We start from the raw sequence: 15048 nt of genomic DNA, 5'->3' as shown, positions 1-15048 counted from the left end.
ATCCAGCCTTCGGAAAATCCGGAGCCAGGAACAAGGCTAGCGGGCGACCGCCCACAGGGCCACGGCCACGCCCACCGCCAGCACGCCGGCGATCACCGCCATCAGGCGATTGGTCTGCTGCTGGGCGGCCCGCAGGCGCTGCAGTTCGGCCAGGGTATCGGCGGAACGATCCGGGCGGGCCAATTGATGATGCACCAGGCGCGGCAGTTCGGGCAGCATCTGCGCCCACTGCTGCGACTCGCGCCGCAGGTTGTTGCGCAGCGCCGCCCAGCCGACGCGCTCGTGCATCCAGCGTTCCAGGTAGGGTTTGGCCGTCTTCCACAGGTCCAGCGACGGATCCAGTTCGCGGCCCAGGCCTTCGACGTTGAGCAGCGTTTTCTGCAGCAGCACCAGTTGCGGCTGGATCTCGACGTGGAAGCGGCGCGAGGTCTGGAACAGGCGCAGCAGCACCTGCCCCAGCGAGATCTCGGCCAGCGGCCGGTCGAAATAAGGCTCGCAGCAGGCCCGGATCGCGCCCTCGAGTTCTTCCTCGCGCGTGCCGGGCGGCACCCAGCCGGACTCGATGTGCAGGCGGGCCACCTGGCGGTAGTCGCGCCGGAAGAAGGCCAGGAAGTTCTGCGCCAGGTAGTTCTTGTCGAACTCGGACAGCGAACCGACGATGCCGAAGTCGAGCGCGATGTAGCGCCCCAGCGTGCGCGGGTCGTCCGACACGTAGATGTTGCCCGGATGCATGTCCGCGTGGAAGAAGCCGTCCGCGAACATCTGGGTGAAGCAGATCTCCACGCCGTCCCGCGCCAGCTTCTTCAGGTCCACGCCGGCCTCGACCAGCCGCTCGGCGTGATTGACGGGGATGCCGCGCATGCGCTCCATCGTGAAGATGGACGACGAGCAGTAGTCCCACATCACTTCCGGCACGATCAGCAGGTCGCCGCGAGGGCCGTCGGGGGCGAAGTTGCGGCGCAGCTGGCTGCAGTTGGCCGCCTCGCGCAGCAGGTCGAGTTCGTCGTGCAGGTACTTGTCGAACTCGGCCACCACCTCGCGCGGCTTCAGGCGCCGTCCGTCGGCCGAGATCCTTTCGATCAGCGTGGCCGCCGCCCGCAGCAGCCGCAGGTCCTTGTCGATCACCGGCGCCATGTTGGGCCGCAGCACCTTCACGGCCACGTCGCGGCCATCCTTGAGCACCGCGAAATGCACCTGCGCGATCGAGGCCGAGGCCACCGGCTCGCGCTCGAAGCTGGCGAACAGTTCGTCCGGATGGCGGCCCAGCTCCTTGCGGATGCTGGCGATCGCCACCTCGGACGGGAACGGCGGCACGCGGTCCTGCAGGCGCGCCAGTTCGTCGGCGATGTCCGCCGGGATCAGGTCGCGCCGGGTCGACAGCACCTGGCCGAACTTGACGAAGATGGGGCCCAGCGTCTCCAGCGCCAGGCGCAGCCGCTCGCCGCGCGGCGCGTGCAGCTTGCGGCCCAGCCGCATCACGACCAGCAGGCGCTCGGTCCAGGGATGCCGGATGCCGGAGATCACGAGTTCGTCCAGGCCGTAGCGGAAGCTGACGAACATGATGCGGATCAGGCGCAGGAAGGTGAACATGGCCTAGCCCTCCGCGCCCGGACGGGTTTCGAGCCGGGCCAGTCGCGTCCGCAGGTGCTCGACCCGCTTGCCCGCGCGCTCGGCGTCGTCGCGCAGGCGCCGCACCTCGCCTCCCCAGGCTTGCAGCGCATGCGAGGACGCCACCGCCCCGCTTTCCTCGGTCAGGTACTCCGCCACGTTCTCGGCCAGCCGCCACGCGCTGGCGCGCAATCCGCCCGCCACACCCCGCGCCGTCCGGACCAGGCGGGCGGCGGGTATGTCGCCGACAATCCCGGCCAGGTCCTCTTCCACGTCCCAGCGCAGGTCCCGCGCCAGGTCTCCCAGCACGTGGGCCAGCGCCGCGTCGCCCTCGATGCGCACCGCCCCCATCCGGCGGGCGGCATCGCCCGACAGCAGTTCCGGCAGCCTGCCGCCATCGACGGTCAGGGTCACGTCGGGCACCGCATCCACGGCGGCGGCCTCGACCAGGCCGTGCGGGGTGATCGTCAGCGTCATGCGCAGGGAACCGGCGGCCAGGCGGGCCGTCTTGCCGGCATGCTGGCGCAGCCGCTCGCGGGCCCAGGGCTCGCGCAACAGCAGCGTGTCGAGCGCCCGGATGGCGGCGGCGGAAGGGTACGGCAGGGACACGGGCATAGGATGCAAGGCGGAAACCAGTAAGGAGAACCGACCGGCAATCCGGCCTTCCAATGAAAAACGCCCGTCCGAGGACGGGCGTTCCACGGGGTTCGACCCCGCAAGTTTACCGGTTGTGTTCCTGCACCGGGATCTGCTGCACGCCGGCCAGCAGCCAGCCGCCGTCGTTGGGCTTGAACAGGTTCCAGACTTCCTCGAAGCGGAAGGCCTCGGTGCCCGGTGCCTCGCGCAGCATGCCGGAGAACCGGACACTGGCCAGATGGCCGTCGGAGACGGTTTCGATGCCCAGCAGTTCCGCGTTCAACAGCACCACCTCGGTCACGTTCTGCCCCTCGCGCTGGCCGATCTGCTGGCTGAGTTCGGCCAGCAGATCGTCGGTGACCAGGTCGCGCAGCTCGTTCACGTCGCCGCGGTCCCAGACGCCTTGCAACTGCACGAAGTAGTTCTTCGCATGGCTGAGGAAATTCGCGGTGTCGAAATCGCTGGGGATGCCCCACTCGCCGGTGGGCGCAGGGCCCGCGGCGGCCACGGATGCGGCAGGAGCGGCGGCGGGTGCCGCCGATTCGCGCGCCATGGTGGCGGGCGGCTCGTTACGCTGCTGGAAGCGGCTGTTGCCCGCGCCCTGGAGCGCCGGCTGCTGACCGACGCCGCGCAGCCGGCGAACGATGAACAGCACGGCGAAGACGGCCAGCGCGATGAGCAGCAGGCTGCCGATGAGCTCGGCCGCGGCCGCGCCCAGGCCCAGATGCGACAGCAGGGCCGCCAGGCCCAGGCCGGCGGCGATGCCGGCGATGGGGCCCAGCCAGCGCGACATGCCGCTGCGCGCGGCGGTGGCGCCCGCAGCGGCCCCCGCGGCGGCAGGAGCCGCCGACGGCGCGGCCTGCTGGTTCTGCTGGGGAGTGCGCGCCGGCGGCGTGGCCTGCCGCTGCGTCAGGTTGCTGGACTGGCGGCCCATGCTGCCGCCCCCGCCCAGGCGCTTGGCCAGGGCGTCATGCGAGACGCCCAGCATCGCCACCGTCGAGACGGCGATGACCAGAGCCGGGATGAACCTGGAAAAAAATCGTCGGGACATTGTGTGGATTCTCCTGTAATCAATGTCGTGGCGCCGCCGTGCCGGCCCCGGTATCGGGTCTGCCGGCCAGCGTGGGCGCCATTGCTGCCAGGTGGGGATGCCCGGCGCCGCGACGCCCCCGCAGACGGGCGGTCGTAGCAGCCTTTCCTGACAATAAGCTGAAATTTAACGGACTACGGCGCAAATCGCCAGTCGGAACGCCCCGGATTCGCGAGGGAATTTGCAACAAGGGAGGCTACAGCCGCACGCCCTCGTGCAGGGCGACCACCCCGGCGGTCAGATTGAAATATTGGACACGCGCCAGGCCCGCCTGTTCCAGCATTCCGGCCAGGGTGTCCTGGTCCGGGTGCATGCGGATGGATTCGGCCAGGTAGCGGTAGCTGGCCTCGTCCTGGGCGACCTTGCGCCCCAGCCAGGGCAGGATGTTGAACGAATACCAGTCGTAGGCCGCCCGCAGCGGCCTGGCGACCCGGGAGAACTCCAGCACCAGCAGCTTGCCGCCGGGGCGCAGCACCCGCGCCATCTCGGCCAGGGCCCGGTCCTTGTGGGTCATGTTGCGCAGCCCGAACGCCACCGAGACCCGATCGAAATAGCCGTCCGGAAAGGGCAGCTTCTCGGCGTCGCAGACGGCGGTCGGCAGCATCAGCCCGGCATCCAGCATCCGGTCCCGTCCCACGCGCAGCATGGAATCGTTGATGTCGGTCAGCCAGACCTCGCCGGTGGGCCCGGCGCGCCGGGCGAAGGCCTTGGCCAGGTCGCCGGTGCCGCCGGCGATGTCCAGCACCTTCATGCCCGGGCGCACGCCGGCGCGGGCCACGGTGAATACCTTCCAGGCCCGGTGCATGCCGCCGGACATCAGGTCGTTCATGACGTCGTAGCGCGCGGCCACCGAATGGAAGACCTCGGCCACCTTGCGTGCCTTGTCGGTCTCGGCCACCTGCTGGAAGCCGAAATGGGTCGTGCCCGGCGGCGTGTCGCCGGCCGGCGCGGAGGAGTGCTGCTTATCGCTCATTGCTTACCTTCACGGCGTACTTCGGTTGTCGCCATCCCGTCCCGCGGCTCGGGATCCCGCGAGGCCCCCGCCGCCTCCAGCGCGGCGAGATACTCCGCCCACAGGCGGTCCTGGTCGCGGCCCAGTGCATACAGGATGTCCCACGAATAGATTCCGGTCGAATGCCCGTCGGAGAACCGGGGCTGGACCGCGTAGTTGCCCACCGGTTCGAGCGAGACGAGATCCACGTCGCGCTTGCCCACCTGCAGCGTCTCCTGGCCCGGCCCGTGGCCCCGGACCTCGGCCGAAGGGCTGTAGACGCGCAGCAGCTCGAAAGGCAGCCGGAAACTGCTGCCGTCGTCGAAGGCGACCTCCAGCATCCTGGACTGCCTGTGCACGACGATATTGGTGGGGAGAGGGGTATTCTTGTCCAGGCCTGCCATAGTGTTCTCGCGTAGGGACTCCATGGTAGCCGATGGGGGCCGCGGCCGCGCCGGGGCGTCCGCGGGCGCCGGATCATGTCACATACCTGAAACAATACCGCCATACTATGGACATGCTTCAGCAACCCAACCGGCATATCCATGTCCAGCACTATTTTAGTCGTCGAAGACGAACCGGCCATCCAGGAGCTGGTCTCGGTCAACCTGTCCTTCGCGGGCCACAAGGTCCTGCGCGCGGCTGACGCCGAACAGGCCCAGACCTTGATCCGGGCCGAACTCCCCGACCTGATCCTGCTCGATTGGATGCTGCCCGGCACCTCGGGCGTATCGCTGGCCCGCAAGCTGCGGACCGAGGAGCGCACCAAGGCCGTTCCCATCATCATGCTTACCGCCAAGGGCGCCGAGCAGGACAAGGTCGACGGCCTGGAGGCCGGCGCCGATGACTACATCACCAAGCCGTTCTCGCCCAAGGAACTGATGGCCCGCATCAAGGCCGTCCTGCGGCGCCGCGCGCCCCAGTTGACCGACGACCTGATCGACGTCGCCGGACTGCGGCTGGATCCGGTCACCCACCGGCTCAACGGCAACGGCGTGACCCTGAACATCGGCCCCACCGAGTTCCGCCTGCTGCACTTCTTCATGACCCACCCCGAGCGCGTGTTCTCGCGTTCGCAGCTGCTGGACCAGGTGTGGGGCGACCACGTGTTCGTCGAAGAACGCACGGTGGACGTGCACATCCGGCGCCTGCGCAAGGCCCTGGAGCCCAGCAAGCACGACGGGCACGTGGAGACCGTGCGCGGCAGCGGCTACCGCTTCACCGCCCATCCTGTAGGCCAATAACCCCCACGCGCCGACGCGCGCCCAGCATGGTGAGCCCCCAGCCGCTATGCGGCAGCCCCCCCGAGGGGGCCGGGGCCCGCCTTGGGGCGGCCCGGCGCCGGGCCCCGCAGGGCTCTACTGAAGGACCGGCGGAGCCGGATCCCCCGTGCCCTGGAAAATTCACAAAAAAACCATAAAAGACGGCAGGGTCCGGGCTCCGGGCAATGCGACAATTCGCTCCATGGTCTGGATACGCAACCTCATCGTCGTCCTCTTGTGGGCCGGCCTGGCGGCCCTCACGCGGCCGATCACGGGCAGCTTCGGCTGGGCCGTCTTCAGTTTCGGCCTGGGCACGCTGCTGGTCTGGCATATCTGGCAGCTCTCGCGCGTCACGCGCTGGACCAACGACCTGCAACGGCCGCCGCCGCCCTCGGCCGGTTCGTGGGACGAGGCCCTGGCCCGCATCTACCGGCACCTGCGCAACCAGGAACGCCAGCTCGCGATGCTGGAAGGGAACGTGCAGGGCTTCTTCGCCGCCGCCCAGGCCCTGCCCGACGGACTGGTCACGCTGGACAAGGAATTCCATATCGACTGGTGCAACCGCATCGCGCGCCAGCACCTGGGCCTGCGCCTGCCGGCCGATCGCGGCCAGAGCCTGCTGAACCTGGTGCGGGCCCCCGAGTTCGTGAACTATGCCCGCCAGGAAGACTGGCCCGCGCCGCGCCTGGTGCGCAGCCCCGGCGGCGGCGATCGCCTGCTGATGGTGCAGCTCATCTCGTACAACAAGCACCAGCGCATGCTGCTGACGCGCGACGTGACGCAGATCGAGCGGCTGGAGACCACCCGCCGCGACTTCGTCGCCAACGTCTCGCACGAACTGCGCACGCCGCTGACGGTGCTGTCGGGTTTCCTGGAAACGCTGCGCGACATGCCCGCGGAAGCGCTGAGCGACGAGCAGCGCGAACAGTACATGAAGCTGATGCTGGACCAGGCCCAGCGCATGCAGGCCATCGTGGCCGACCTGCTGACCCTGTCCACCCTGGAATCATCCCCCACCACCGACCCGCAGCCGGTGAACATGCCGGCCCTGATCGAGACGGCCCTGAGCCAGGCGCGCGCCCTGTCGGGCGGCCGCCACGAGATCGTCGGCGAGATCGACGAAGGCCTGGATGTCCTGGGCACCGGCACCGAACTCGCGTCGGCCATCTCCAACCTGCTGATCAACGCCGTGCGCTACACGCCCGAGGGCGGCCACATCACGGTGCGCTGGCGGCGCGAAGCCGACGGCGATGCCCGCTATTCCGTGAAGGACACCGGCATAGGCATCGCCTCGCATCACCTGCCCCGCCTGACCGAGCGCTTCTACCGCGTGGACCGCAGCCGTTCGCGCGAATCGGGCGGCACGGGGCTGGGGCTGGCGATCACCAAGCACATCGCCATGCGGCACGACGCCGAACTGGAAATCGCCAGCGAGCTGGGCCAAGGCAGCACCTTCGCGCTGCATTTCCCCGACAGCCGGGTGGCGTAGGCCAGGCGCCGCCAGGGCCTTCAGTCGGCCTGCGCGCCCGACACCTTCACCGCCTCGGCCCACATCGCGATCTCGCGCTCCACGAAGGCACGGAACGCGACGGGGGAGCTGGGCACGAACTCGGTCAGGTTGTTGGCCGGCACCCTGGGATGCAAGACGATCGCGTTCGGGAACTGCGTGGCCTGGGCATGCGCCCAGGCGGGCTCGGCGGCGGCTATTCGGCCAGCGTGGTCAGGCGCTTTTCCAGCGCGCGCATTTCTTCGTAGCCCATCAGCTTCATGATGTCCTCGATGCCTACCAGCAGGTCGGGACGATCGACGGGCTCGCCGCTTTCCATCACGCCGCGCATGGCCTGCAGCGCATGCTGCATGGCATGGATGGCGGCGGCCGGCAGCATGCGCGGCAGGCTGATGCGCTTGACGCCCAGCGCCTTCAGGCGCGGCAGCGGGATCAGCGGCGTGGTGGGCCGGCTGCGTATGCCGAATCCCATGTTGACGGTGACCGGAATGCCGGCGGCATCGACGATGCGCTTGATGTCGTCTTCGGTACGCACCGCGTCGGGGAACAGCATGTCGGCGCCCGCCGCCGCATAGGCCTTGGCCCGGCGCACCGCGCCCTCGATGCCCTCGATGGCCAGCGCGTCGGTGCGGGCGATGATGACGAAGTCATCGTCGCGGCGCGCCAGGCAGGCGGCCTCGATCTTCTTGACCATCTCGGCCTGGCTGACCACGTCCTTGCCGGGCATGTGGCCGCAGCGCTTGGGGCTGACCTGGTCCTCGAGGTTGATGCCGGCCACGCCGGCTTCCTCGAACATCCGCACCGTATGGAACACGTTCACCGGGTTGCCGTAGCCGTTGTCGGCGTCCGCCGTCAGCGGAATGGACACCGAGCGCGCCAGGTTGCGGCAATGGTTGACGTTCTCGGTCAATCCCATGACCCCGATGTCGGCGATGCCCAGCAGCGCGTTCGAGACGGCGGCCCCGCTGGTGCAGGCGGTCTTGAACCCGGCGGCCTCTACCAGCCGTATGCTGTACCCGTCGTACACCCCGGGCGAGACGATGAATTCCTCGTTCTTGAGCAACTCCCGGAACTTGCGGGGACTGTTCATGCGATGACTCCGAAATGGTCAGTGTTTCAGGTGCCCGTCCCGGCCGCCCGTCCTCGCCGTCCCGGGGCGGCGTCGGTGTCGTCCCGGTCCGCGAGATGGGTGAACAGGTGCCGGGCCGCGCGTTCGATATGCGAGCGCATCAGCGACTCCGCCAGTTCCGCATCGCGCGACTTGATCGCGCGCAGGATCTGCCAGTGCTCGGCATAGGCGTCCTCCTTGCGTTCGAGCACGGTCCCGGAATGCCGGCGGTACACGCGCAGCAGGTGATAAAGGTCTTCGCACAGCGCGTGGATGATGCGGTTGTTGCCGCTGGCCCGCACGATGCGCTCGTGGAAATCGAATACCCGAGGTCCGGACGACTCGCCCCGGTCCTTGCGCAGCTGGCGCTGCCGGTCCTGCTCCAGCTCCGCCAGCAGTTGCGCCACCTCCTCGTCGCTCATGCGCTGGGTGGCCAGGCTGCAGGCCACGCCCTCCAGCGCCATCCGCATCTGGAACAGCTCCAGCGCGGACTCGGCGGACAGCGACACGACCCGCGCCTTCTGGTAGGGCTCGCGGGTGACCAACTGGATGCCCTGCAGGCGGCGCACCGCCTCGCGCACCGGCCCACGGCTCACGCCGAATTCCTGGGCCAGCGCCACTTCGTTGATGACGCTGCCGGGCGCCAGCCGGCCCTGGTAGATCGCGTCCAGCACCTGCTGGAATACCGCGTCGGCCAGGGGCCCCTGGGCGTCCTCCCTGTTGATGAAGGTCTCGGCTGATTCGTCCATAGTGTCGACAGATTATCAAAACGGTTTTAAAAGTGTCAACTCTTTTGCGTGATTCGGGTTTGCATGAAAAGCACCCTCAAGCATAAGCCGCCGCCTGCGTGAAAAGCCTTATATCAAGACAATTCGAGCTTTGGAATGAACCAAAGCAAGCGGCCGCCTCCATTTCCCCAACCACTCTTCCACGCCAAAGTGTTGACATTTAACAAACGGTGCTCATAAGATTCATACCATAGCAAAGCCGCACGCATTTTCGCCGCCTCCGTCCATGACCCGCACCTTTTCCTTCCGATCCGGTTCGCTGTTCATCGCCGATCTCGCCGCCATGGCGCAGGCGGCGGGCAAGCCGCTGGCCGACTATCCCTACGTCGTGCGCGTGCTGCTGGAGAACCTGGCGCGCAACCGCGCATGGGGCCGACCGGTCGCCCAGGCCGACCTGCGCGCGCTGCTCGACTGGCAGGCGCATATCGGCGCCGACCTGCCGCTGCACGTGGCGCGCGTGATCCTGCCCGACTCCAGCGGCCTGCCGGTGCTGCAGGACCTGGCGGCCCTGCGCGATGCCGTCGCGGCCCGTGGTGGCGACGTCGCCACCGTGGACACGCGCGTGCCGGTGGACCTGATCGTCGACCACTCGCTGCAGGTCGACCACTGGGGCGGCGGCGACGCGGCCGAGCGCAACCTCGCCCGCGAGTTCCAGCGCAACGCCGAACGCTACCGCTTCCTGAAATGGGCCCAGCAGGCCTATGCCGGCCTGCGCGTCTTCCCGCCGGGCACGGGCATCATCCACCAGGTCAACCTGGAACACATCGCGCCAGTGGTCTGCCGCGCCGAACGGCCCGACGGCACCTGGGCGCATCCGGACTTCGTCATCGGCGGCGACTCCCACACGCCCATGGTCAACGCGCTGGGCGTGCTGGGCTGGGGCGTGGGCGGCATCGACGCCGAAGCCGCGCTGCTCGGCCAGGCCTACACCTTCCCCATCCCCCGCGTGGTGGGCGTACGCCTGTCCGGCCGCATTCCGCCCTCGGCGCTGACCACCGACGCCGCGCTGCTCATTACCGAAACACTGCGCCGGGTGGGCGTCACCGCCTGCGCGGTGGAGTTCTTCGGCCCCGCGGTGGCCGGCCTCACGGTGCCCGAACGCGCCACCATCGCCAACATGGCCCCCGAGTACGGCGCCACCTGCGGCTACTTCCCCATCGACGGCCAGACCCTGGCCTACCTGCGCACCACCGGCCGTCCCGAGGAACAGGTCGCCCTGGTCGAGGCCTATACGCGGGCCAACCACCTGTTCCGGGACGCCGGCGATGCCTCTCCCGTCTACAGCCAGATCGTCGAGATCGATCTGGACACCGTGCTGCCCGGCATGGCGGGACCGCGCCGGCCGCAGGACCGCCTGCCGCTGGCGCGCATCGCCGAAGACTTCCGGGCCCGCCTGCCGCGCCCCTTGGCCGACGGGGGCTTCGGCGCCGAGCCGGCTCCCGGTGCAGGCGCCATGGACCACGGCAGCATCGCGCTGGCCGCCATCACCTCGTGCACCAACACCTCCAACCCCGCCGTCATGCTGGCGGCCGGCATCGTCGCCCGCAAGGCGGCCGCGCGCGGGCTCCAGCCACCGGCCTGGGTCAAGCGCTCGCTGGCTCCCGGCTCGCGCACCGTCACGCGCTACCTGGAAGAGGCCGGCCTGCTGGCGCCCCTGGCCGCGCTGGGCTTCCACCTGATCGGCTACGGCTGCACCACCTGCGGCGGCAAGTCCGGACCGCTCGTTCCCGAGGCCGCGCGCGAAATCGAACAGCGCGGGCTGGTCGCCGCGGCCGTGCTGTCGGGCAACCGCAATTTCGAAGGCCGCATCCACAAGCTGATCCGCGCCAACTACATCGGCGCGCCGCCGCTGGTGGTCCTGTACGCGCTGGCCGGCCGCATCGACATCGACCTGACGCGCGAGCCCGTCGCCATCGACCCCGCCGGCGTGCCGGTCTACCTGCGCGACCTGTGGCCGACGCCCGAGGAAATCGCCCAGGCCATGCCCGCCGCCACCCGCCGCGAGATCTTCGTCGACACCTATGAAGCGCGCGCCGCCGGCGGCTCGCTGTGGGACACGCTGGACGCTCCCCGCGGACCGCTCTTCCCCTGGGACCGGCAGTCGCACTACCTGGTCGAACCGCCCTTCTTCCGCCAGGCCGGCGCCGCGAGCGGCCTCGGCCAGTTCGAACGCGGCCTGCAAGGCGCACGCGTGCTGGCCGCCTTCGGCGACTCGCTCACCACCGACCACATCTCCCCCGGCGGCGAGATCCCCGCCGACACCCCCGCCGGCCGCTACCTGATCGAGGCCGGCGTGGCGCCCGCCGACTTCAACACCTACGTGGCGCGACGCGGCAACCACGAGATCATGGCCCGCGCCACCTTCGCCAACATCCGCATCAAGAACCTGCTGGTGCCCGGCACCGAGGGCGGCGTCACGGTCCACTTTCCCGACCACGCGCCCTGCACCATCTTCGATGCGGCCCGCGCCTACCGCGAGGACGGCATCGCCACGGTGATCCTGGCCGGCAAGGAATACGGCACGGGCAGCAGCCGCGACTGGGCCGCCAAGGGCTCGGCGCTGCTGGGCGTGAAAGCCGTGCTGGCCGAGTCCTTCGAACGCATCCACCGCGCCAACCTGGTGGGCATGGGCGTGCTGCCGCTCGCCTTCCTGCCCGGGCAGGGATGGCGCCAGCTGGGCCTGACTGGCGCCGAAAGCTTCGGCTTCCAGGGGCTCATCCCCGGCATCATGGACGGCGCCCCCATCACGGTGGAGGCCACCGGCCCGGACGGCGTCATCCGCTTCCAGGTGCAGGCCCAGGTCCTGACCCAGGCCGAGCGCCAGTTGATGCAGGAAGGCGGCATCCCGGCCAGCGTCCTCCAGGCCTGCCTGGACCCCGTAGGCACCACCCCGGATTTCAACGAGGAAACGCAACCATGAATCTGGACCTCGTCCTGGCCAACGCCAGGATCCTGCTGCCGCAGCGCGGCCTGACCCCCGGCCAGATCGGCATCAGCCAGGGGCGCATCGCCGTCATCGCCGAACCCGGCGCGCAACTGGCGGCCGATGAAACGATCGACTGCCAGGGCCTGTGCGTGCTGCCGGGCGTCATCGATCCGCACGTGCACTTCGGCTTCGGCTCGCCCGAGACCGACTTCGAGACCGAGTCGCGCACCGCCGCCCTGGGCGGCACCACCTCGGTCCTGTCCTTCCACCGCTCGCGCGACATCCGCGAATCGTTCCAGGCGGCCCACGACCGGGCCCTGGCGCAAAGCTGCATCGACTTCGGCTTCCACTTCGGCCTGACCAGCCACCTGCACGTCGAGACGCTGAAGGAAATCTCCGAACGTTTCGGCGTCTCGTCCTACAAGCTCTACATGATGTACAAGGGCGCCGCCGGCCTGGCCCAGGGCTTCACCGACATCGACGACGGCCTCCTGTTCGCCGCGCTGCGCGAGACCGCGCGCATCCCGGGCGCGATCCTGGGCGTGCACTGCGAGAACGTGGAAGTGATCCCGCTGCTGCGCGATCCGCTGCGCGCCGCCGGCCGCGACGACCTGAAGGCCTGGAACGAGCAGAGCCCCGACTTCCTGGAGGCCGAGAACGTGCACCGCGTGTGCTATTTCGCGTCCAAGACCGGTGCCGCCGTCAACATCGTCCACCTGAGCAGCGGCGAGGCCCTGGACGAGGTCCGGCGCCATCGGCGCAACCGCAACGCCCCGCCCATCCACGTCGAGACCTGCCCGCACTATCTGTTCCTGACGGACGAGAGCCCCGCCGGCCCCTATGCCAAGGTCAATCCGCCCGTGCGTGGCCAGGCCGACGTCGACGCCATGTGGGAAGGCGTGCTGGACGGCTCGGTCACCACCATCGGTTCGGACCACGTGCCTCGCAAGCGCAGCACCAAGGACAAGGACATCTGGGCCGCCAGCAACGGCTTTCCCGGCACCGGCATGATCCTGCCCATCCTGCTGCACGAGGGCTACCACCGCCGCGGCGTGCCGCTGGAACGGCTGATGGAGGTCGCCTCGGCCAACTCGGCCCGGCACTACAACATGCCGGCCAAGGGCGGCATCGAGGTCGGCAAGGATGCCGACCTGCTGGTGGTCGACCTGGACCTGGAAAAAACCGTGGACCCGGCCACGCTCGAATCCTACGCCGACTATTCGCCCTACGAGGGCATGACGCTCAAGGGCTGGCCGGTGCGCACGCTGGTGCGCGGCCGCACCGTGGCCCTGGACGGCAAGATCACCGATGACGCCCGCCGCCAGCCCGGCGGCCGCTACCTCCGGCGCCTTTGATACTCCCCAAGGAAACGACATGAGCCAAACCAAACGCATCTGGGACGACTTCCTGACCGAACGCGACCAGCAGGTCCTTGCCGTGGCCGGCTACGGCAAGCGCGGCGGCTTCGGCACGCGCCCCGCCCTGTTCATCATCGACGTCCAGTACAACTTCTGCGGCGACACCCCGCAGGAGATCCTGGACGGCCTCAAGCAGTACCGCACCCACTGCGGCAAGGAAGCCTGGGACGCCGTCGCGCACATGGTGCCGCTGCTCGAACTTGCGCGCGAGAAGAACATCCCCGTGTTCTACACGGAAAGCGCGCGCCGCCCCGACCTGCTCGACAGCGGCGTGCAGGTCGGCAAGAACCATCGCGGCGGGGAAAAGACCGTGCTGGCGGATACCCACGCCACCCGGACCGTCGAGGCGCTGGCACCGCGCCCGCAGGACATCCGCATCACCAAGACCAAGCCATCGTGCTTTTTCGGCACGACCTTCATGAGCCACCTGAACTTCCTGGACGTCGACACGCTGATCCTGGTCGGCTGCACCTCGTCGGGCTGCCTGCGCGCCACCGCCGTGGACGCCTACTCGTACAACTTCAAGGTGATCATTCCCGAAGAGACCGCGTTCGACCGCTTCCAGGCCAGCCACGCCATCAACCTGTTCGATCTGAACTGCAAGTACGCCGACGTGATTCCCTCGGCCGAAGTACGCGACTACCTGGCCGCCCTGCCGGTGCGCCAGGGCGGCGGCTCGGCCGGCTGAGCGTCCCGCGCATGCCGTTCGCCACGTCCGCCGCGCCCATCCCGGTCTATCTCTTGACCGGGTTCCTGGGCAGCGGCAAGACCACCCTGCTCGCCGGGCTGGTGCACAGCCCGGCGTTCGCCGACACCGCCGTGGTCATCAACGAGTTCGGCGAGATCGGCCTGGACCACGTGCTGGTCGGCCAGTCCAGCGAAGACGACATCGTGCTGCTGGACTCCGGGTGCCTGTGCTGCGCCAGCAACAACGCGCTGCAAGAGACGTTGGAGACGCTGTACTACCGGCGCCTGCGCGGTGAGATCCCGGCGTTCTCGCGCATCGTGGTCGAGACCTCGGGGCTGGCCGAGCCGGGCCCGCTGATCAACGCCCTGGCATCCGACGCCTCCATCGCCCGCCACGTGCGGCTGGCCGGCGTGATCACCACCATCGACGCCGCCCACGGCGCGGCCACGCTGGAAGAATACGAGACCGCCGCCACGCAGCTCGCGGTGGCCGACCTCGTGGTCCTGACCAAGACCGACACGGTCACGCCCGAGGCCGCATCGGCCCTGGCCGGGCAACTGCGCCGGCAGGCGCCCGGAGCTCCGGTCCTGCACGCGAATCGCGACGGCCTGCGGGAACCGACCGACCTCTTCCAGGCGGCGGACCGCCGGGCCGCGGTGCCGGGCCCGCCCGAGCAGGAACGCCCGCAGGCCTGGACGCGGCTCGCCCACGTCCTGCGCTACGGCATCGCCTCGCACCTGATCCGGGCCGATGGTCCGGTCGGCTGGGAACGCTACGCCGCCTGGGTCGCCTTCATGCAATCCCGGCTGGGCGAACGGCTGCTGCGCGTCAAGGGCATCCTGCGCATGGAAGACGGCGCGCACTACGCCATCCATGGCGTGCGCCACGCCTTCAGCCCGCCCCAGCTGCTGGACGGCCAGGTGCCCGACGATCTGTCCGGCGTGCTGGTGGTCATCACCCGCGACGCCGACGAGGAAGACCTCGCACGGGCCGCCGCCGCGCTCGACGGCGGCGCCTGACCCACCC

General features: G+C 69.2%; 14 protein-coding genes. 6 read left to right on the top strand and 8 right to left on the bottom strand.

Going from position 1 to position 15048, the window contains the following annotated elements:
* Positions 1–36 precede the first annotated feature (36 nt).
* The 5 genes from ubiB to EGT29_RS03655 all read right to left on the bottom strand — a co-directional run bounded on the left by ubiB (position 37) and on the right by EGT29_RS03655 (position 4729).
* Positions 37–1590 (bottom strand): ubiquinone biosynthesis regulatory protein kinase UbiB, encoded by a 1554-nt coding sequence (gene ubiB, locus EGT29_RS03675; RefSeq protein WP_124687744.1) that lies wholly within the window; start codon positions 1588–1590, stop codon positions 37–39.
* A 3-nt stretch (positions 1591–1593) separates the two neighbouring features.
* Positions 1594–2217: an SCP2 domain-containing protein gene (locus EGT29_RS03670; protein ID WP_161567686.1), complete on the bottom strand. Its 624-nt coding sequence runs from the start codon at positions 2215–2217 to the stop codon at positions 1594–1596.
* 112 nt (positions 2218–2329) lie between these two features.
* The gene (locus EGT29_RS03665) at positions 2330–3295 is read right to left on the bottom strand and encodes a Tim44 domain-containing protein (protein ID WP_124687742.1); all 966 of its coding nucleotides are present in this window, start codon (positions 3293–3295) and stop codon (positions 2330–2332) included.
* Positions 3296–3530: 235 nt separating this feature from the next.
* The gene (ubiE, locus tag EGT29_RS03660; RefSeq protein WP_124687741.1) at positions 3531–4307 is read right to left on the bottom strand and encodes a bifunctional demethylmenaquinone methyltransferase/2-methoxy-6-polyprenyl-1,4-benzoquinol methylase UbiE; all 777 of its coding nucleotides are present in this window, start codon (positions 4305–4307) and stop codon (positions 3531–3533) included.
* Positions 4304–4729 (bottom strand): gamma-butyrobetaine hydroxylase-like domain-containing protein, encoded by a 426-nt coding sequence (locus tag EGT29_RS03655; protein WP_124687740.1) that lies wholly within the window; start codon positions 4727–4729, stop codon positions 4304–4306. Before EGT29_RS03655 ends, ubiE begins: the two co-directional genes overlap by 4 nt.
* A gap of 141 nt (positions 4730–4870) precedes the next feature.
* Between EGT29_RS03655 and phoB the strand changes: the two genes are divergently transcribed.
* The gene (gene phoB, locus EGT29_RS03650; protein ID WP_087841592.1) at positions 4871–5569 is read left to right on the top strand and encodes a phosphate regulon transcriptional regulator PhoB; all 699 of its coding nucleotides are present in this window, start codon (positions 4871–4873) and stop codon (positions 5567–5569) included.
* A 220-nt stretch (positions 5570–5789) separates the two neighbouring features.
* Positions 5790–7076, top strand: a complete 1287-nt coding sequence (gene phoR, locus EGT29_RS03645) for a phosphate regulon sensor histidine kinase PhoR (RefSeq protein ID WP_124687739.1) — start codon at positions 5790–5792, stop codon at positions 7074–7076.
* Positions 7077–7096: 20 nt separating this feature from the next.
* Here the strand turns inward: phoR and EGT29_RS28845 are convergent, their stop codons facing one another.
* From EGT29_RS28845 to EGT29_RS03635, 3 genes are read right to left on the bottom strand one after another with little or no spacing between them, the layout of a single operon-like run.
* Positions 7097–7231, bottom strand: coding sequence for a hypothetical protein (locus EGT29_RS28845; protein WP_255465718.1), 135 nt, complete (start codon positions 7229–7231; stop codon positions 7097–7099).
* A 59-nt stretch (positions 7232–7290) separates the two neighbouring features.
* Positions 7291–8184 (bottom strand): oxaloacetate decarboxylase, encoded by an 894-nt coding sequence (locus tag EGT29_RS03640; protein WP_124687738.1) that lies wholly within the window; start codon positions 8182–8184, stop codon positions 7291–7293.
* Between the two features lie 26 nt (positions 8185–8210).
* Positions 8211–8951: a GntR family transcriptional regulator gene (locus tag EGT29_RS03635; protein ID WP_124687737.1), complete on the bottom strand. Its 741-nt coding sequence runs from the start codon at positions 8949–8951 to the stop codon at positions 8211–8213.
* Between the two features lie 265 nt (positions 8952–9216).
* Between EGT29_RS03635 and acnA the strand changes: the two genes are divergently transcribed.
* Genes acnA through EGT29_RS03615 form a run of 4 tightly spaced genes read left to right on the top strand, consistent with a single transcriptional unit; the run spans position 9217 to position 15041 of the window.
* On the top strand, positions 9217–11910 hold the full coding sequence (acnA, locus tag EGT29_RS03630) for an aconitate hydratase AcnA (protein ID WP_124687736.1): 2694 nt from the start codon (positions 9217–9219) through the stop codon (positions 11908–11910).
* Complete coding sequence (locus EGT29_RS03625; RefSeq protein WP_124687735.1) at positions 11907–13271, top strand: dihydroorotase family protein; 1365 nt, start codon at positions 11907–11909, stop codon at positions 13269–13271. Before acnA ends, EGT29_RS03625 begins: the two co-directional genes overlap by 4 nt.
* A gap of 19 nt (positions 13272–13290) precedes the next feature.
* The gene (locus EGT29_RS03620) at positions 13291–14022 is read left to right on the top strand and encodes an isochorismatase family protein (RefSeq protein WP_124687734.1); all 732 of its coding nucleotides are present in this window, start codon (positions 13291–13293) and stop codon (positions 14020–14022) included.
* Between the two features lie 11 nt (positions 14023–14033).
* Positions 14034–15041, top strand: coding sequence for a GTP-binding protein (locus EGT29_RS03615; protein WP_124687733.1), 1008 nt, complete (start codon positions 14034–14036; stop codon positions 15039–15041).
* Positions 15042–15048 lie beyond the last annotated feature (7 nt).

Source organism: Pigmentiphaga sp. H8 (assembly GCF_003854895.1).
In the GTDB taxonomy this organism is placed as follows: Bacteria; Pseudomonadota; Gammaproteobacteria; order Burkholderiales; family Burkholderiaceae_B; genus Pigmentiphaga.
The sequence above is the reverse complement of the archived record's forward strand: the minus strand, read 5'-3'. Positions and strand labels throughout refer to the sequence as shown.

What these genes read in the sequence shown, in the direction of transcription:
- ubiB (WP_124687744.1), bottom strand. Translation starts at nt 1,590, where the DNA reads ATGTTCACCTTCCTGCGCCTGATCCGCATCATGTTCGTCAGCTTCCGC.
- EGT29_RS03665 (WP_124687742.1), bottom strand. Translation starts at nt 3,295, where the DNA reads ATGTCCCGACGATTTTTTTCCAGGTTCATCCCGGCTCTGGTCATCGCC.
- ubiE (WP_124687741.1), bottom strand. Translation starts at nt 4,307, where the DNA reads ATGAGCGATAAGCAGCACTCCTCCGCGCCGGCCGGCGACACGCCGCCG.
- EGT29_RS03655 (WP_124687740.1), bottom strand. Translation starts at nt 4,729, where the DNA reads ATGGCAGGCCTGGACAAGAATACCCCTCTCCCCACCAATATCGTCGTG.
- phoB (WP_087841592.1), top strand. Translation starts at nt 4,871, where the DNA reads ATGTCCAGCACTATTTTAGTCGTCGAAGACGAACCGGCCATCCAGGAG.
- phoR (WP_124687739.1), top strand. Translation starts at nt 5,790, where the DNA reads ATGGTCTGGATACGCAACCTCATCGTCGTCCTCTTGTGGGCCGGCCTG.
- EGT29_RS03640 (WP_124687738.1), bottom strand. Translation starts at nt 8,184, where the DNA reads ATGAACAGTCCCCGCAAGTTCCGGGAGTTGCTCAAGAACGAGGAATTC.
- EGT29_RS03635 (WP_124687737.1), bottom strand. Translation starts at nt 8,951, where the DNA reads ATGGACGAATCAGCCGAGACCTTCATCAACAGGGAGGACGCCCAGGGG.
- acnA (WP_124687736.1), top strand. Translation starts at nt 9,217, where the DNA reads ATGACCCGCACCTTTTCCTTCCGATCCGGTTCGCTGTTCATCGCCGAT.
- EGT29_RS03625 (WP_124687735.1), top strand. Translation starts at nt 11,907, where the DNA reads ATGAATCTGGACCTCGTCCTGGCCAACGCCAGGATCCTGCTGCCGCAG.
- EGT29_RS03620 (WP_124687734.1), top strand. Translation starts at nt 13,291, where the DNA reads ATGAGCCAAACCAAACGCATCTGGGACGACTTCCTGACCGAACGCGAC.
- EGT29_RS03615 (WP_124687733.1), top strand. Translation starts at nt 14,034, where the DNA reads ATGCCGTTCGCCACGTCCGCCGCGCCCATCCCGGTCTATCTCTTGACC.